This is a genomic window from Natrinema sp. 74 (assembly GCF_046097095.1).
GTDB lineage: Archaea > Halobacteriota > Halobacteria > Halobacteriales > Natrialbaceae > Natrinema.
This window is the reverse complement of the sequence record NZ_CP175698.1, coordinates 2,826,774-2,842,589: the sequence shown is the minus strand read 5'-3', so window position 1 is coordinate 2,842,589 and position 15,816 is coordinate 2,826,774. Positions and strand designations below refer to the sequence as shown.

Annotated in this window: 19 protein-coding genes; 6 read left to right on the top strand and 13 right to left on the bottom strand. The window is 66.7% G+C overall.

Annotation, left to right across the window (positions count from 1 at the left end; translation table 11 throughout):
- Positions 1–128 precede the first annotated feature (128 nt).
- Positions 129–1,433, bottom strand: coding sequence for an aspartate--tRNA(Asn) ligase (aspS, locus tag ACJ70B_RS14205; RefSeq protein ID WP_408957648.1), 1,305 nt, complete (start codon positions 1,431–1,433; stop codon positions 129–131).
- 86 nt (positions 1,434–1,519) lie between these two features.
- Between aspS and ACJ70B_RS14200 the strand changes: the two genes are divergently transcribed.
- Positions 1,520–2,302: an SIR2 family NAD-dependent protein deacylase gene (locus ACJ70B_RS14200; RefSeq protein WP_408957647.1), complete on the top strand. Its 783-nt coding sequence runs from the start codon at positions 1,520–1,522 to the stop codon at positions 2,300–2,302.
- A gap of 92 nt (positions 2,303–2,394) precedes the next feature.
- On the opposite strand, the gene ACJ70B_RS14195 is transcribed toward ACJ70B_RS14200, so the two are convergent.
- The 6 genes from ACJ70B_RS14195 to ACJ70B_RS14170 form a co-directional block, all read right to left on the bottom strand.
- On the bottom strand, positions 2,395–3,096 hold the full coding sequence (locus ACJ70B_RS14195) for a phosphoglycerol geranylgeranyltransferase (RefSeq protein ID WP_408957646.1): 702 nt from the start codon (positions 3,094–3,096) through the stop codon (positions 2,395–2,397).
- 147 nt (positions 3,097–3,243) lie between these two features.
- The gene (locus ACJ70B_RS14190; RefSeq protein ID WP_408957645.1) at positions 3,244–3,417 is read right to left on the bottom strand and encodes a hypothetical protein; all 174 of its coding nucleotides are present in this window, start codon (positions 3,415–3,417) and stop codon (positions 3,244–3,246) included.
- 140 nt (positions 3,418–3,557) lie between these two features.
- On the bottom strand, positions 3,558–4,748 hold the full coding sequence (locus ACJ70B_RS14185; protein WP_408957644.1) for a threonine synthase: 1,191 nt from the start codon (positions 4,746–4,748) through the stop codon (positions 3,558–3,560).
- A gap of 103 nt (positions 4,749–4,851) precedes the next feature.
- A complete protein-coding gene (locus ACJ70B_RS14180; RefSeq protein WP_254761593.1) occupies positions 4,852–5,028 on the bottom strand; it encodes a 50S ribosomal protein L37e in 177 nt (58 codons plus the stop codon).
- On the bottom strand, positions 5,025–5,252 hold the full coding sequence (locus ACJ70B_RS14175) for an LSM domain-containing protein (protein WP_408957643.1): 228 nt from the start codon (positions 5,250–5,252) through the stop codon (positions 5,025–5,027). The genes ACJ70B_RS14180 and ACJ70B_RS14175 overlap by 4 nt, the downstream gene beginning before the upstream one ends.
- A gap of 160 nt (positions 5,253–5,412) precedes the next feature.
- The gene (locus tag ACJ70B_RS14170) at positions 5,413–5,586 is read right to left on the bottom strand and encodes a hypothetical protein (protein WP_408957642.1); all 174 of its coding nucleotides are present in this window, start codon (positions 5,584–5,586) and stop codon (positions 5,413–5,415) included.
- A 283-nt stretch (positions 5,587–5,869) separates the two neighbouring features.
- Between ACJ70B_RS14170 and ACJ70B_RS14165 the strand changes: the two genes are divergently transcribed.
- Together ACJ70B_RS14165 and ACJ70B_RS14160 are read left to right on the top strand one after the other, a co-directional pair.
- The gene (locus ACJ70B_RS14165; protein ID WP_408957641.1) at positions 5,870–6,175 is read left to right on the top strand and encodes a hypothetical protein; all 306 of its coding nucleotides are present in this window, start codon (positions 5,870–5,872) and stop codon (positions 6,173–6,175) included.
- A 134-nt stretch (positions 6,176–6,309) separates the two neighbouring features.
- On the top strand, positions 6,310–7,266 hold the full coding sequence (locus tag ACJ70B_RS14160; RefSeq protein WP_408957640.1) for a zinc-dependent metalloprotease: 957 nt from the start codon (positions 6,310–6,312) through the stop codon (positions 7,264–7,266).
- A gap of 240 nt (positions 7,267–7,506) precedes the next feature.
- Here ACJ70B_RS14160 and ACJ70B_RS14155 read toward each other — a convergent pair whose 3' ends face one another.
- The 3 genes from ACJ70B_RS14155 to ACJ70B_RS14145 form a co-directional block, all read right to left on the bottom strand.
- On the bottom strand, positions 7,507–7,728 hold the full coding sequence (locus ACJ70B_RS14155; RefSeq protein ID WP_408957639.1) for a hypothetical protein: 222 nt from the start codon (positions 7,726–7,728) through the stop codon (positions 7,507–7,509).
- Positions 7,725–8,129 carry a nuclear transport factor 2 family protein gene (locus ACJ70B_RS14150; protein ID WP_408957638.1) on the bottom strand — a complete coding sequence of 135 codons (405 nt, stop codon included), beginning with the start codon at positions 8,127–8,129 and terminating at the stop codon, positions 7,725–7,727. Before ACJ70B_RS14150 ends, ACJ70B_RS14155 begins: the two co-directional genes overlap by 4 nt.
- Positions 8,130–8,210: 81 nt before the next feature.
- Positions 8,211–8,762, bottom strand: a complete 552-nt coding sequence (locus ACJ70B_RS14145) for a hypothetical protein (RefSeq protein WP_408957637.1) — start codon at positions 8,760–8,762, stop codon at positions 8,211–8,213.
- A gap of 136 nt (positions 8,763–8,898) precedes the next feature.
- Between ACJ70B_RS14145 and ACJ70B_RS14140 the strand changes: the two genes are divergently transcribed.
- Entirely contained in the window at positions 8,899–9,153 is a 255-nt protein-coding gene (locus ACJ70B_RS14140; RefSeq protein WP_408957636.1) for a hypothetical protein, read from the top strand.
- Positions 9,154–9,271: 118 nt separating this feature from the next.
- On the opposite strand, the gene ACJ70B_RS14135 is transcribed toward ACJ70B_RS14140, so the two are convergent.
- Positions 9,272–9,829 (bottom strand): hypothetical protein, encoded by a 558-nt coding sequence (locus ACJ70B_RS14135; RefSeq protein WP_408957635.1) that lies wholly within the window; start codon positions 9,827–9,829, stop codon positions 9,272–9,274.
- A 204-nt stretch (positions 9,830–10,033) separates the two neighbouring features.
- Here ACJ70B_RS14135 and ACJ70B_RS14130 point away from each other — a divergent pair, with 204 nt between their 5' ends.
- A complete protein-coding gene (locus ACJ70B_RS14130; RefSeq protein ID WP_408957634.1) occupies positions 10,034–12,880 on the top strand; it encodes an AAA domain-containing protein in 2,847 nt (948 codons plus the stop codon).
- A 308-nt stretch (positions 12,881–13,188) separates the two neighbouring features.
- Here the strand turns inward: ACJ70B_RS14130 and ACJ70B_RS14125 are convergent, their stop codons facing one another.
- A complete protein-coding gene (locus tag ACJ70B_RS14125) occupies positions 13,189–13,383 on the bottom strand; it encodes a hypothetical protein (RefSeq protein WP_408957633.1) in 195 nt (64 codons plus the stop codon).
- Positions 13,384–13,502: 119 nt separating this feature from the next.
- On the opposite strand from ACJ70B_RS14125, the gene ACJ70B_RS14120 reads away from it, so the two are divergent.
- A complete protein-coding gene (locus tag ACJ70B_RS14120; protein WP_408957632.1) occupies positions 13,503–14,678 on the top strand; it encodes an ion channel in 1,176 nt (391 codons plus the stop codon).
- Here ACJ70B_RS14120 and ACJ70B_RS14115 read toward each other — a convergent pair.
- Positions 14,642–15,643, bottom strand: coding sequence for an AIR synthase family protein (locus tag ACJ70B_RS14115; protein WP_408957631.1), 1,002 nt, complete (start codon positions 15,641–15,643; stop codon positions 14,642–14,644). The two genes, ACJ70B_RS14120 and ACJ70B_RS14115, sit on opposite strands and share 37 nt — an antisense overlap.
- Positions 15,644–15,816: the final 173 nt, after the last annotated feature.

Here is a 15,816-nt window from a genome sequence, read left to right as displayed (position 1 = left end):
ACCGTTTGACTTCCACCGATCGTCCAACGAACTCCCGCTCGACTGGCCGCGGCCAGCCCTATGGGCTCAGCCGCTGCCGGTCCTGCGAGACTCCCTTTGGTCGTCTCGCTGGCTCTCAGGTCTGTCGCCTACGGCGACAGACGCTGACGATCTCTCGGGAAGAGAACGGCCTCCCGGATGTTGTCCAGTCCGAGGATCGTCATGATGAGGCGCTCGCCGCCGAGGCCGAAGCCGGCGTGGGGCGGCATGCCGTATTTGAACATCTTCGTGTAGTACTCGAACTGGTCGGGATCGAGTCCCTGCTGTTCGAAGCCCTCGATGAGCTTCTCGTGGCGGTGTTCGCGCTGGCCGCCCGAAACCAGTTCCATCCGCGGGTGCATCAGGTCGAAGCCGGTCGACAGCTCGGGGTCGTCGTCGCGGTCCTTGATGTAGAAGGGCTTGATCTCGCTGGGCCAGTCGGTGATGAAGTAGTGACCGCCGACGTCCTGCCCGAGCGCCTCCTCGGCCGGTGTCGAGAGGTCGTCACCCCAGACCAGTTGCTCGTCGAGTTCGCCCGTCGCGTTGATGCGCTCGATAGCGTCCCCGTAGCTGATACGCGGGAACTCCTCCGCCGGCGCGGCAAACTCCTCTTCGAGACCCAGTGCCTCGAGTTCCTCGCTACAGTTCTCGGCGACGGCCTCGTAGGCAGCTTTCACGACGCCCTCGACGACGTCCATGGCGTCGTTTTGATCACAGAACGCACCCTCGAAGTCGATCGAAGTCGCCTCGTTCAGGTGCCGCGGCGTGTTGTGTTCCTCGGCGCGGAAGATCGGGCCGATCTCGAAGACGCGCTCGACGTTCGAGCCGGCGATGAGCTGCTTGAACAGCTGTGGCGACTGGTTCATGAAGGCCTCCTCGCCGAAGTAGGTGATCGGGAAGAGCTCGGTGCCGCCTTCGGTACCCGTGGCGACGATCTTCGGCGTGTTGATCTCCGTACAGCGGAACTCGCGGAACTGCTCGCGGACCGCTCGCAGGATCTCCGAGCGGATCTCAAAGACGGACTGCACGTCCGGTTTGCGCAGGTCGAGCGTGCGGTTGTCCAGCCGCGTCGAGAGGTCGGCGTCGACCTTCCCCGACGGATCGAGCGGCAGTTCGGGGTCGGCGGGGGCGATGACGTCGACGGAGTCGGGCGTGATCTCGACGCCCGTCGGCGCGCGAGGTTCCTCCTCGACCGCACCGGAGACTTTGACGACGCTCTCGCGGGAGACGCCGAGTCCCGTCTCGACTAGATCGTCGTCCATCTCGTCTTTCTCGAATTTGATCTGGATCTTGCCCGTGGTGTCCCGGAGAATCAGAAATGCGATGCCCCCGAGATCGCGGATCTCGTGGACCCAGCCGGCGACGGTCGCGTCGTCGCCCGGCTCGGCGTCGGCAGTGTAGGTTCTGTCCTGCATACCTCCCGATTCACGCAGGCGGAACTTAAGCACAGTCGTTCGCACCGAGAATAATCGTTTTGCCGAGCGGGCGCGACTAGGGTGATATGGACGACCTCGAGCGACTCGCTGACGACGTACAGCGTGCAGAGACGGTCGTCGCCTTCACCGGCGCGGGACTCTCGTCACCGTCCGGCGTGCCGACCTTCCGCGGCGACGACGGCGTCTGGGAGCGGTTCGACGAGGGACAGTTCGCCTACGGCCGGTTTCAGCGCGACCCTGCCGGATTCTGGGCCGACCGCGTCGACTTACAGCGGGAGCTGTTCGACGGCGAGTACGAACCCAACGCAGCCCACGAGGCGCTGGCCGCGATGGGGAACGCGGGGAGTCTCGAGGCGATCCTCACCCAGAATACCGATGGACTACACGGCGAGGCGGCCGATTCGGTCTGCGAGGAGGGAGCGACCGCTGAGGACGAGACGACGATCCTCGAGCTTCACGGCAACTCCCAGCGGGTTCGCTGTACGGACTGTGGCAAGCGCCGAGACGGCGATCCGGTATTCGAACGCGCCGCAGACGGCGAACTCCCGCCGACCTGCGACTGCGGTGGCATCTTCAAACCGGACATCGTCCTCTTCGGCGAACAGCTTCCGGGTGCGGTCATTCAGCGTGCCCGGTCGCTCGCACGCGAGAGCGACGCCTTTCTCGCGATCGGCTCCTCGCTCGTTGTCGAACCCGCCGCCTCGCTCCCGCGGTTGGCCGCGTCGACCGGCGCGACGGTCGGCATCGTCAACCTCGAGTCGACGCCGCACGACGACACCGCCGACGCGGTGCTCCGGGAAGACGTGACCGACGTCCTCCCGCGGCTGTGCGATCTCGTCCTCGAGTAACGGGCACCGCTCGCGGCGATCGTCGATTCACTCGACCAGTTGCGTTTCGATCAACTGCGCACGTCCGCGTCGCAGTCGGTCGCGTCCGGCGGCTACGCGTCGTTGGCCGCCTCGACGGTCTCGCGGACCGCTTCGATTCCCTCGTCGTGGGCGAGGTCGCCGACGACGATGACGTCGGCGTACTGCGCCATCGCGTACGCGGAATCGTAGCCGTGGATGCCGCCGCCGTAGAACAGCGTCGAGTCGTCGAGGGCGTTTGCGGCCGCTTCGACGACGCCTTCGTCGCCGAGGGTACCGGAGTATTCGACGTAGACGATCTCTTGGCCAAACATGTGCTCGGCGACCGTCGCGTAGGCCGCCACGTCGTCGGCGTCGAGATCGCAGTTCGCCTCGGTCAGTTCCGCGACGTCGGCTTCCGGGTTCATGACGATGTAGGCCTCGGTCGTCGTCCGCGCCCAGTCGAGTTCGCCCTCGAGTCGCACCCACTCCTTGTGGGCCTCGGTGATCCAAAACGGCGAGCCGGCATTGAACACGGTCGGAATGAGATAGCCGTCGAGTACGTCGTCCTCGAGGACGACCTCGGGGTTCGAGGGCTCTTGGTAGAGGGCGACGTCGTGCTCGGCGCAGGCGTCGATAACGTCGCTCATGTTCTCCCGAGTGATGCCCATCGTGCCACCGACTTCGATCGCGTCGGTGCCGGTCGCACAGAGATCTTCGTAGGTCACACCGTCCGGAAGTTCCTTGTCCGGATCGAGTTTGAGAATATGGTTCCAGTCGTCCCAAGGGGTAGTCATACCGCGTCGTTTCCCGACAACCAGCAAAAACGCTACGGAACGCCCCCGTTTCGAGGGTCCCACGGTCGACCCAATCTAGAACCAACTCGGAGGCACACTCGAGGCCGACACGGCGGGCCAGCCGCGGCCGATGCCGTCGAACCCAGACTATAGCCGTTCGGCGCTGACGGCTCGCATCGAACTGTCTTCCTCGAGTTCCCAGATCCGCAGGACGAGGTGGGCCTTGCAGTAGTACTCGGCGGTCTCGAGCCCGGTCTGCCCGTTCTCGAGGACGAGCTCGCATGTGGCCCCGTTCGAACACTCTGGTGAATGTTCACACATTGGTACTCGTTTCGTCTACTCGTCTCGCAGTCAAGACTTTGTCGGTAAATCGAGACGGTCGGCCCGGCGGACCGGGCTCCGGCTAGCGGTTTCGCCCGGTATACTGGGGGATACCACCGACTGGCAAACTCGACGGCGGCTCAGACGCCCTGCCCCATCAGGTGGCTGCGCAACACGTCGGCCTCCTTGTTGCCCGAGCCCGTGTTGACGATGACGACCGTCTCGTCACCGTCGAATTCACCGCGTTCGGCGAGCTCCCACGCGCCGCTGGCCGCCGCCGCGGCGCTGGGAATCAACTCGAGGCCCGTCGACTGGGCCACCCGCACAGCGGCCTCGAGGATGTCAGGGTCGTCCGTCGCGACGCCGCCGCCGTCGGTCTCGCGGATCGCCTCAAGCACGCGCTGGCTCCCCGCGGGGGCTGGCACCTCGAGTTCGCCACAGATCGTGTCGGGGTGCTCGACCGGTTCGTGTTCGTCGCGACCCTCGTCGAGCGCCTCGACGATCGGCGCACAGCCCGAGGCTTGTGCGGCATAGAGGGCGGGCAGGTCGTCGGTCAGGCCCAGCTTCCGAACCTCGGTCGCGGCCTTCGCGAGGCCGACGAGTCCGACGCCGTCTCCCGTCGGATAGCAGATCGCGTCGGGGACGCTCCACTCGAGTTGCTCGGCGATCTCGTAAAACAGCGTCTTCGCGCCCTCGTGGCGGTATGGTGTGTCGAACGACCGGAGCGAGTACCAGTCATCGTGCTCGTCTCTGCCCTCCGCGAAGGCCCCGACGGCGTCGCCGAAGCGGCCGCCGACCACGTTCATGTCGCCGCCGTGGACGTTGACCATGGCCTTGTTCGTGAAGCCGGAACGCGAGGGGAGATACGCGTGCGCGCCCAGCCCCGCGCGAGCCGCGTAAGCCGCGGCGGCCTGGCCGCCGTTGCCCGTCGAGGGGAGGGCGACGTCGCTCGCGCCGTGCTCGGCAGCGGCCGTGACGGCCACCGACGCGCCGCGATCCGTGCTCGAGCCGGTCGGATTCCGGCCGTCGTCCTTGATGAGAACGCGCTCGACGCCGAGTTCGTCGGCCAGGTCGGGACAGTCGACCAGCGGCGTCGCGCCCTCCGCGGTCGTCACCGCCGACTCGCGCGGAAACGGGAGCAGTTCGGCGTAGCGCCACTGCGAGTCGAACGGTCGGTCGGCGAGCGTCTCGTGATCGATCTCGATCGCGCCGTAGTCGTAGGTCGGGTCGAGCGACCCGCCGCAGTCCGGACACCGATGGGACTCGGCGGCGCCGACGGCGGCTCCGCAGTCGACACACTCGAGCCCGGCGAACGCGTCTGTCGTCTCCATAGACGATCCTTCGCGGCGGCGAACTAAGGGCTGTTCATCGGCGCATCCGGCGTCGCCGCTGGGACGTGCGTGAAGACGAGAACGAACGAGAGAAACGGAGAGATCAGTTGTCGCCAGTCTTCGACTGCCACTCGTAGTCGCGGCGCTTGGCGGATTTGCCGAAGCCACACGACGAACACTGCTTTTTCTTCGTGTGGTAGGACTTCTCACCGCAGCGACGACACTTGACGTGGGTCGTCTTGTTCTTCTTTCCTTGGCTCGGGGTTCCTGCACCAGTCATGGAGTGATCGACACGACGTTGTCGCCGCGTATAATGGTTGTGTCTTCGACCGGCGTCTCGTCCTCGACGCCGCCCTCGACGGGGATCGTCGCGTCCTCGAGCACCAGATTCATGTGCTGATCGTAGCCGGCGAGGTCGCCGACGTATTCGTCGCCACTTTTGAGTCGTACCGTGACGCGTTCGCCGAGTGACGCCTCGAGGACGTCCAGCGGTCGTCCACTCATACGAAACACCGCAGGTGATGGACACTTAATCGTACCGGTCCGCAATCCGCCGAACCGGTCGTGGCGGAAACTACACCCAGTTCAGTCTATAATAGCACCCCGATTCGGCCCGTGACAGCGCCGTCGGAGACACAGACACGCTCGGCGGTCGTCGATCCGATCACTGATCGGCGGCGCGTTTGAGAATCTGCGGTGTGACGACGATGTCGAGGACGGCGATCCCGAGGGCGACCAGTTGCGCCGTTCCATCCAGCATGAAGACGGCGAGCGCGGCGATGGTGGTTCCACTGGCAATACTGTATCCCCATCGGATGGCCGGGTTATCCAGAACCATACTCTTGTTACTCCACAGTCAAAATAAGAATGTTTCTATTCCAACTTGTATCGCGTGCGGAAAGGGTCATCGCCGTCCGTCCGCCTCCGAGGGAGACCACGAACGGACGGAGCGGCGGCCGAGCCCGGCGTATCACGTTCGGTCGTCTCCTGCACGATGACCGTCGGCCGGCACCGAGTCCTCCCTCAATCGGCGAGACGGGACTCCCGTAACCTGTCGTTACACCCGTCAGTAACAGAGACCTAACCAAACGGCTAAGTGACTTCTCGTGGACCGTCCGCCTATGGGAGACACCAACTTCACCCTCATCGAGTTGCGCTTCGACGGCGACGCACGGTTCGGCCTGGGATCGCTCAGCGACGCACTGCCGTTCGGCGGTACCTCGTCCACGGCGGAGAGCGAGACCGAACCGGAGCTCGAGACGGAAGAGACCGAGGACGACTCCGGCGGCAAGGGCAAGAGCGCTATCGGCGCGCTCGTTGCGCTCGTCGTTCTCGTCGGCATCGCCGTCGCCGCCCAGAAGTTCCGTGGCGGCGACGAAGAGTCGGAGTACGAAGCCGAAGAAGAGCCCGACGTCATCGTCAACTGATTGCCGTCACGGTAGACGCCGATCGACGGTGACCTCAACGCGCATCTCGTCGGTAATCGACTGCCGGCGTCGGCGCGTCACACCGAACGGAACCGAGCCGAACGCTTTTGCGCTCCCTCGTCGTAGTGAGTGCCGTGAATCTCTATCGCAGCGCCCGGGCCGTCGCCGGGGCGTCCGGTGACGAGGCGATCGACTGGCGGTCGGCCGCCGACGCTGCCAAGGCGGCGACCGATCCCGGCCCGCTCGACCTCGAGCGCGGCGAGAGCGAGGCCTACGCCCGCGACGTTCGGGACGCGAGAGCGGCCGTGCGGACCGTTTCGGGGGTCGAGTTCGACGTGCCCGACACCGTCGAGATCCAGAACCGCCACCACTGGATCGACGCCAACGTCGCCACCTTCGAGCGGGTCATGAGCGCCCTCGAGACCCACACCGGCGCGTTCCCTGGCGTCGCCCGGACAATCAACACAGGAACGATGACCGTCTTGCTCGCCTTCCTCGGACGGAACGTTCTCGGCCAGTACGATCCCCTGTTGTTGGCCGACACGCCCGCGGACGACCACGCCCTGTATTTCGTCCGGCCGAACATCCTCAACGCGGCCACGAAGCTCGATGTCGACGCCGATCGCTTCCGCCGCTGGATCGCCTTCCACGAGGTGACCCACGCCGCCGAGTTCGGGGCCGCGCCGTGGCTCTCGGATCACCTCGAGACCCGTATGGAAGACGGCATCGCACGGCTCTCGGAGGGCTCGTTCGATCGTGAGGCATTTCGCGACCTCGACGCGGCGATGACCGTCGTCGAGGGGTACGCCGAACTGCTGATGGACCACGCCTTCGACGAGGAGTACGAAGACCTGCGTCGCAAACTCGACGCGCGCCGGCAGGGACGGGGGCCGCTCCAGAAGCTCTTCCGTCGCCTGCTCGGCCTCGGCCTCAAGGAGCGCCAGTACCAGCGCGGCAAGAACTTCTTCGAACACGTCGTCACCGTGTCCGACCTCGAGACGGCGAGTCTGGTCTGGGAGAGACCCGAGAATCTCCCCAGTCACGACGAACTGGACGCACCGGGGACGTGGATTCAGCGCGTCAATCGCTAAACCGCCGCTCGGAGATGCCGTTCCTCGGTTCCGGTAACTGATTTTGACCAAGAACTGTATTCTGCTCACGGGCTTCGCCCGTTCGCATGGTTCGTGGGCCGTCGGTCCGGCGCTAACGTCGCTCCCCGTGCTCTCACCCATTCCTCGCACGGCGTTACGCCGGGACTCGCGATTCACTCGTCACGGCACGGCGCGCCACCGCACGCAGCTTCTCCCATCAGGTCAGTCGGTCGGTATCCATCAGGTCGTTATCCAGATCAGGTACCAGAGCAACGCACCGCCAGTGACGACCCCGCCGAGTGTCGCCGCGCCGATTACCGTCGGCGGAGCGCCGCTCTGAAGCGCGATCAGCCCGCCCGAGAGTCCGACCAGTAGCACGAACGCGATCTTGAGTTGATCGGCCGCGCTCGTCAGTTCGCTCGAGCGCGTTCGGCCGCGTCCCGGGCCGCGACCACGGTTCATAGCTCGTGGGCGGCGCTGACGTGCATGCCGGCGAACTGCCAGTCCGGCGTCTCGGCGTCCGTCGTCGCTCGTTCGATCAGCGTTCCGCTCCAGCGGCTGTCGAACCGATGGCGCTCACCGCTCTCTGCGTCCGTCCAGGCCATCGCGACCTCGTCGGCGACCGTCGCGAACCCGTCGCGCTCCTCGACGACGAGATGACGGCTCTCGATCGACCAGCCCGCGGTCGTCTCGGTCTGTTCCTCGAGCGCTGCGGCGATTTCGCGACCGCCGAACAGCGACTCGCTGATGCCGAACTTGACGGTCGAATCGTCGTCGCGAAAGTACGGTGCAAGGGGGTCGCCGTCGCGAAGCGCGTCGTAGTAGTCGCGGACGACGGCCTCGGCGCTCGCGCGTGGTGACATGGCTCTACGACTAGTGAGAGCAGCGGGCCTCTAAGAGCCACCGGACGGGGCCACCGCCCCGCGAGACCGACGGCGGACGGCCTACATGAAGCCGCGATCGACCTCGTCGGTCTCGATCAGGTCCTCGAGTTCCGAATGCAGCAGTTCGTCGGCCTCCTCGAAGCGCTCAGAGAGGTCGTCGAGTTCGGTCGGCCGGTCGTACTGGTCGTACTCCATCGGTCCGAAGGCGGGGCTCTCGACGGCGTCCATCACGTCGTCGAACAGGTCCTGTGGGCGGGTCGGCGCGTCCGCGTGCGTCTCGAGGACCGTCTCGAGACGCTGCCCGATCGTTTCGGCTTGGTCTTCGTCCTCCGGCGGGGACTGAACCGCGAAGCGACCGCCTGAGTCTCGTTCGGGGAGGAACGTGCCGATCTCGTCATCGAGGTTGCGGGCGACGCGGGTCCCGACGCCGCGGACCTTGAAGGGGTTCTTCGCGTACGTTTTCAGGAAGAAGACGCCGGCCCGTGGATGCGCGAGGTACATATCTTCGCCGACGCCGCCGGCGCGGTCGCCGGCGACCGCGCGCCAGCCCTCGGGATCGACGTCTCGCTCGGTGACGTCCTCGAGTACGTCCTGCCACTCGCGTATCCGCATGATCGACGGTTGGAACGGCGGGAGAATGAACGTATCGATTGACTCGAAAGACGCCGCGAAGCGACGGGCCGAGGGGAGTCGAACCGAAAGGAATACGACGACTCCCCGACCAGAGACCGTAACCGACGCTTTCCCTATGTCCGGCCGCTACCAACTCTCGCTCGGTGAACTGTTTCGCGCCGCGCCGGCCAAGAGCGCGCTTCTGACGCTGACCCCACTCGCGCTGGCGCTCGGCCAGTTATGCAACAGTTACGTCAACGGCCTCTCGCCGGCCGTCTCGATCGCCTTCGCCGTCGCCATGATCTCCTTTGCCGTCGTCGCAACGAGCCACCACGCCGCGGAACACCGGATCAGCCGACTCGAGGGCGAACACGTCCTCGATCAGCCCTGATACGGTCCACTGGCGGCAGTTCCGGCGTCTCCGGGACCCGTTTCGGAGGGACGCCGGCACCCAGTTACTATTAGACCGTATGAGCGCCCAGCTACACCAGGCCGTATGAGCGGGCACTCTACGCGCCCGGTCCCGGCTCGGTCACGACCGCTCGCGCTTCTCTGGCCTCGTAGGCGTTGTACCCGGCCAGTCCCGCGATCAAGAGCCCGGCCGCGATCGTGTTCCAGAACAGGCCGCCGGTCATTCCGAGCAGCGCGGCCGAGATAATCAGCCAGACGCCGAGGATGGCGATCAGAGACGCGATGGCGGCGCTGATCGGGATGTCGTTGGTCTGCCGGTAGTAGTTGTAGCCGGCGGCGGCGGCCACGGCGAGTCCGATCAGGACGTTGTTCCACAGCGGCGTCGCGTCGGCCTCGAAGACGAGCACTGAGAGGGCGACCCACGCGCCGAGGGCGGCGACGAAGAGACCGAGCACCGATGTCTTGCGCCGGCGTTCTTCGTCCGCGATCCGGGTCGACTCGCCGCGCCGGTCGCGGCCGGGATTGGGTCGGTCCCCGAAACCGGTTCCGGAGTCGATGTCCGCAGACGCCGATTCGCTGCGGTTGGTCGCATCGTTGCCGGTGTCGGTCTCGGAGTCCCCGCTCGTCCGACGCTCGTCGTCGTTGGGGTCACTCATGGGGAGAGATACGGTTCGACATCTCAAAAGCGACCCGTCCGTTCCGTTCACGTTGCTTTTCTGGGGCCGTCGAAACCGTCCGTAATATAATTTTACCGGGGCGGGACGACGGCGACGGGGCCGGCGATGCGGGAAGCGAGAACGGACACGAGCCAAGTAGGCGGACCGATAGCGTTTTTGATCGCTCGGCCGTGACGAGGTACTGTGCACGTACGCGGAACCGTCGCGGGGGAAGTCGAGGTGCGGTCGGTGTCGACGAGCTACGGCGAGAGCGACCTCGCCGACGTGCCGCTTCGGCTCGCAGACGGGAGCGACGAGGCGACCGACGACGCGCCCGCGACTCGAGGCGACGGCGGGACGGCGGCCGTCGTCGACGAGCGCGAGACGACGGTGACGCTGTGGAATAAGTGGACCGAGTCGGCCGACCTGCTCGAGCCCGGGATGGAACTCCTCGTGACGAACGCGAAAGAAGAGGAGTATCAGGGGGAGAAACAGTTCGCGACGACGGGCGACTCCTACGTCGTCGTCGAACCCTCGTTTCTCGTCAGCGTGACCTCGATTCGCAACTGGGTGGAGTGTCCGCGGCTCTACTACTTAAACAAGCTCTCCGGCGTCCCGCTGAACTATCCGGTCGTAAAGGGGACGCTCGTCCACGAGGTCTTCGGCGACCTGCTCCGCGGGCGCGATCTCGAGGAGTCGATCGAGGCCCGCGTCGAAGAGCGCGGCCTCCAGCTCGGCCTGCTCGGCGAGACGCCCGAAGCGGTGAAAGACGAGATCCGCGAAAACGCGAAAGCCATCGAAGGGTGGCTCAAGCAGGGCCGATTGACGGAGGAGGACCGGGCGGCGACAGCCGCCGACAGCTCGGAGCGGGCGTTTACGCCCGCGGAGGGCAGCTGGCGCTCCGAGCAACTGCTCATCAGCGAGACGTTCGGGATTCGGGGCCGGGCCGACGCCGTCCGGCGTGGCGCGCCGGTCGAACTCAAGACCGGCAAGAACCTCAAAAAGGAGCCCCGGTTCAAGGATAAGGTCCAGGCCGCCTGCTACGCGCTGTTGCTCGAGGAACACGGCGGCGATGTCGACATCGGAACGCTGCTGTACACGAAGAACTCGGCGCTGGATCGCAACGAGGAGACCGGCGATCTGACGCCGGCAAAGGAGTTCACGATGGGCGACGGGCTGTTGAAGTACGTCGTGCGGCTGCGAAACGAGATCGCGGCGATGGAGACGAAAGGCGACGTGCCGACCGGCTACGAGGCCGACGCGAAGTGTGAGTACTGCTTCGAGCAGGACACCTGCATGGTCGTCTCCGGCCGGCTCGACCAGGAGTCCAAAGCCGGCCAGATCGGCCAGTCGTTACCCGACGAGGAACTCGCGTACTTCGAGCGCTTCTACCGGGCCATCGAGGAGGAACGGCGGGAGGTCCACCGCGAGTACGCCAAGCTCTGGGAGCAGACGGCCGAGGAGCGGGCCGACGACGACCGCGCGCTGATCGACCTCGAGTTCGTCGAAAAGCGGCCGCTCGAGGGCGGGCGCTGGGAGCTGCGAGCCCGTCGGACCGGCGGCGCGACCTCGAAGCTCCGCGAGGGCGATCTGGTGCTCGCAAGCGACGGCCATCCGGTTCGGGGCGACTCCGAACTCGCGATGATCGAGCGATTGGGAAGCGCGGATCCACGATCCGCGGATGATTCGAGCGGGGGAAGCCCGCGAGACGACGAGGTCGTCCTGACTGCCGACGAGCCGGTCGACGTAACCCGACTCGACGTCTATCCCTCGGAGCTGACCACTGATCGGCTCCTCGTCGCGATGCACGACGCGCTCCTCAAGGGCGACGAGCGGCGCAAGGACGTTCTGTTTGAACGCGCGAAACCCGAGTTCGACGACATCGGCGAGACCTTCATTTCGAACAACGACGCCCAGAACGAGGCCGTCACGAAGGCCGTCGGCGCGGAGGACTGCGCGCTGATCCACGGCCCGCCGGGCACCGGGAAGACCTACACCATCGCCCGCGCCATCACCGCGATGGTCGAGCGCGGCGAGCGCGTCCTGCTGTCGGCCTTCACGAATCGGGCGGTCGACAACGCTCTGGAGGCCGTCCTCGAGCAACTCGAGGCCGCCGACGGCGTTGACACCGATCGCGTCGTCCGCGTCGGCTCGGAAAGCGGCGTCCGCGACGACATGGAGTCCTACCGACTCGAGCGGGCGGGCGACCCCGAGGATCGGGTCGCGGAACTACAGAACGCGCAGGTGGTGGCGGCGACCACCGCGACGTGTGGCTCGCGGGTCATGAAAGAGCAGGCCTTCGACGCGGCGCTGGTCGACGAGGCCGCCCAGCTCACCGAGCCCGGGACGCTCGCGGCGATCAACCTGGCCGAGCGGTTCGTGCTGGTGGGCGACCACGAGCAGCTTCCTCCCGTAGTGCGCGCGGAGAACGACCTCACCGAGTCGTTGTTCGAGCGCCTCGTCGACCTCTACCCCGAGGCCGGTGTCATGCTCGACCGCCAGTATCGGATGAACCAGCGGATTCAGGTCTTCGCTTCCCGAGAGTTCTACGACGGCCAGCTCCGGCCGGCCACGTCCGAGGTCGCGGGCCGAACGCTGGACGACCTCGAGGGCGTCTCTCGCGACGCGCTCCCCGCGAATCTGCGAGACCCCGTCTCGTTCGTCGACGTCGAGGGCGATCGGGACCGGTACACGGACAGCGAGGAGGCCGCGCGGATCGCCGAGTTGATCGGGGCCTACGAAGCGGCCGGGCTCGAGCGAACCGAGATCGGCGTCATCGCGCCCTTCCGCGCGCAGGTCTCGGAGATCTCGAAGCACGTCCCCGACGGCGTGGCCGTCGACACCGTCGACCGGTTCCAGGGCTCGAGCCAGGAGGTCATCATCGTCTCCTTCACCGCGACCGGCTCGCTCGAGGGGCCGATCTTCGAGGACTACCGGCGGATCAACGTCGCGCTGACGCGGCCGAAACGCGCGCTGGTGCTGGTAGGTGACTCGGCGGCGCTCGCGTCTGATTCGGTCTACGAGCGCATGCTCGAGTGGGCGCGCCGATGATGTGACCGCCTGCGATGACCACGACGGGATGGGTTACTCGTCCGTGTCCACGCTTCGACAGACGGCAGCCGTGTCTCGGTCGGTGAATTTCGACGTGTATCCGTCGACGCGGTCGAGCCGCTACTCGTCGCGCTCGCTGCCGTCCTCCTCACCGGATCATCCTCGCACCGGCCGCCATCGGTCGACTCGAGTTCGGTGTGCTCGAGTCGACGAGCGCGTGACCCGGGGGCCGAGCCGATACGAGCACCGTCGGACGACCGTTACGACGGCGTCCCGATCCCGAAGACGTCACGCGACACGCGGTCCGGCTACCGGGAGTAATCGACCCTTCCCTCGTCCTCCGTTTCCCGGACCCAGTACAGGCGGGCGTACGGGACGTGGATGAAGCTCTCGTCGTCGAGTTTGACCCTAATGCCGCGGAGCTTTCCGGAGTCCGTGATGTCGCCGGCGTCGACCGATTCCTCGGCGAGGCCGTCCGGTGATTCGTAGGCGATCGTGGCCATACGTCTAGGTGCAGACGGGGCGAGGATAAGTTCGGGGCGCGCGAATTCGCGCACGGTGAACCGCCGTCCTCGATGTGACTCGACCGGGGGTTTACCGCCGTCGGCGGTGACCGATCGGTATGCTCGAGGCGCTTCGTCCGCGTCGACCCAGTGACCGCGTCGCGGTCTGGCTCGTCACCGCGATCGCACTCACGTCGATCGCGACCGGCATCGTCGCGATCCTCACGCAGCCCGCCCTCGAGACCGGCGGGGCACTCGGGGATCTCCAGGCCGTCGCGGAGTTCAGCGGGACGGTCGTCGGCTTCGCGCTGCTCGTCACCGCCTGGGGCATGCAGCGGGGCTACCGGCTGGCGTACGTCGCCACCGTCGTCCTCGTTTCCCTCTCTGTGGCCCACGGCGTCGTCCAGCTCCGGGCGCTGTCCGTTCCGCTCGTGGTCCTCTCGGTCGGCGGTCTCGTCGTCCTCGTCCTGACGAGCCGTCGGTTCACCCGGTCGACCCACCTCGATGCGACCCAGCTCGGCGCGCTGTTCTCGATCGTCGGCGTCTTCTGCTACGGGACGGCCGGCGCGTACGCGCTTCGAAGCGGGTTCGACGGGGTCGAAAACATCGTCGACGCAGTGTATTTCACCGTCGTGACCGCAAGCACGGTCGGCTACGGCGACGTCCACGCGACGACCGACACGGCGCGGCTGTTCGCCGTTTCGCTGGCCGTTCTCGGCCCAGCGACGGTCGCGGCCACTGTCGGCAGCCTGTTCGGTCCGATGATCGAGGCACACCTCGCCCGGGCCGGGAGACGTGCGACGGGACAGTGGAACCGAACCGGCGGCGACAAATTCGGCGGTGGGATCAAACCCGAATCGCGGATCGTCGTCTTCGGAGCCGACGAGACGAGTCGCCCCGTCGTCGCGGCGCTCGCCGGACGAGCGTCGGTCACGGTCGTGACCGGCGAGGAGTCGGCCGCGGCGCTTCCCGACGGCGTTCAGGTGATCGTCGGCGAACCGACGAGGACCGCGGAACGGACGCTCGAGCGTACCGCTCTCGAGTCCTGCGACGCGGTCCTCGTCGGTTCGGACGCGGGCGACCAGCGGCGGCTCGCGGCGGCCGTTCGGTCGCGAACGGACGCCAGAATCGTCGTGATCGCCGACGGGGAGCCAGCCGACGCGCTCGAGCGGGCCGGTGCGGACGCCGTCGTCGACCCCGAAATCGTGCTGGTCGAGGCGACGCTGGGTGCGCTGCTGGGCGACGGCGAGATCACGGGTCAGTCGTCGGCGTCGGCAGCCTCCCAGAGCGGGTAGAGATCGTCTTCGATCGGTCCGGTGAGCGACTCGTCACCGAGGGCGAGTTCCGGCTCGTCGCCGTCGAGGTCCCCGACGGTGCCGATCGCGGTCGCCTCGAGGCCCGCATCGGAAAGAGCCGCGAGACAGTCCTCGAGCGCGTCGTCGGGGACGGTCGCGACCAGCGCGCCGGAACCGAAGATCCGCAGCGGGTCGACGCCCGCAGCCTCGCACAGCGCTGCAGTCTCCTCGCGGATCGGCACGGCGTCGCGGTCGACCGCGAGCCGGACGTCGGAGGCGCGGGCCACCTCGAGCAGCCCGGCCGCGACGCCCCCCTCGGTCGGGTCGTGCATCGCGGTCGCGTACTTGCGGACGATCCGGGCCTCGGGAGCAACGCTGATCTCCTCGAGGAACCCTTCGGCGCGCTCGCAGACGTCGGAATCGACCTCGAGGTCGCCACCGAAATCGGCCGCGAGGATGGCCGTTCCCTCGATTCCCGCAGCTTTCGTCAGGATGACCCGGTCACCGGGTTCCGCACCACCGGTCGGGACGAACCGCTCGGTCGTCCCCATCGCCGTCAGCGAGAGCAGCGGCCGCTCGAGCTGATCGACGTACTCGGAGTGGCCGCCGACGATCGACGCGCCGAGCGCCGTCGCCGCGGCGTCTATATCGGTGGCGATCTTCTCGAGGGCGCGCTCGTCGGTGCCGGTCGGGAGGAGGACGACGGCGGTCAACCAGCGCGGATCGGCCCCCGAGACCGCCACGTCGTTGGTCGCGACGGGGACGCCGAGCCGGCCGACCTGCGAGGCCGCAAGCGAGATCGGATCGGAACTGACCACGAGCGTTCCGTCGCCGTCGGGCCAGTCGATCGCTGCCGCGTCCTCGCCGTCCGCGGGCCCCTGCAGTACCGTCTCGTCGGAGTCGGCCGCTCCCGTCCGCTCGAAGACGTGTGCGAGCAGGTCGTCCGGGCTCACCTTGCCGGGCATACCACGAACTGGGACGATGCGCCGTTTGTAGCTGTCGAAGGATTCGTTTCTCGTGGCCGGGCGGTTACGGAACTGTCGAGCGTTGTGCTCTCCCTGCCATCCACCAGCACGTGGCGTGAGAGCGCCCCCCGAACAGTGCACGACGGAGAAACGAGGAGGAAAAGCAACGGACG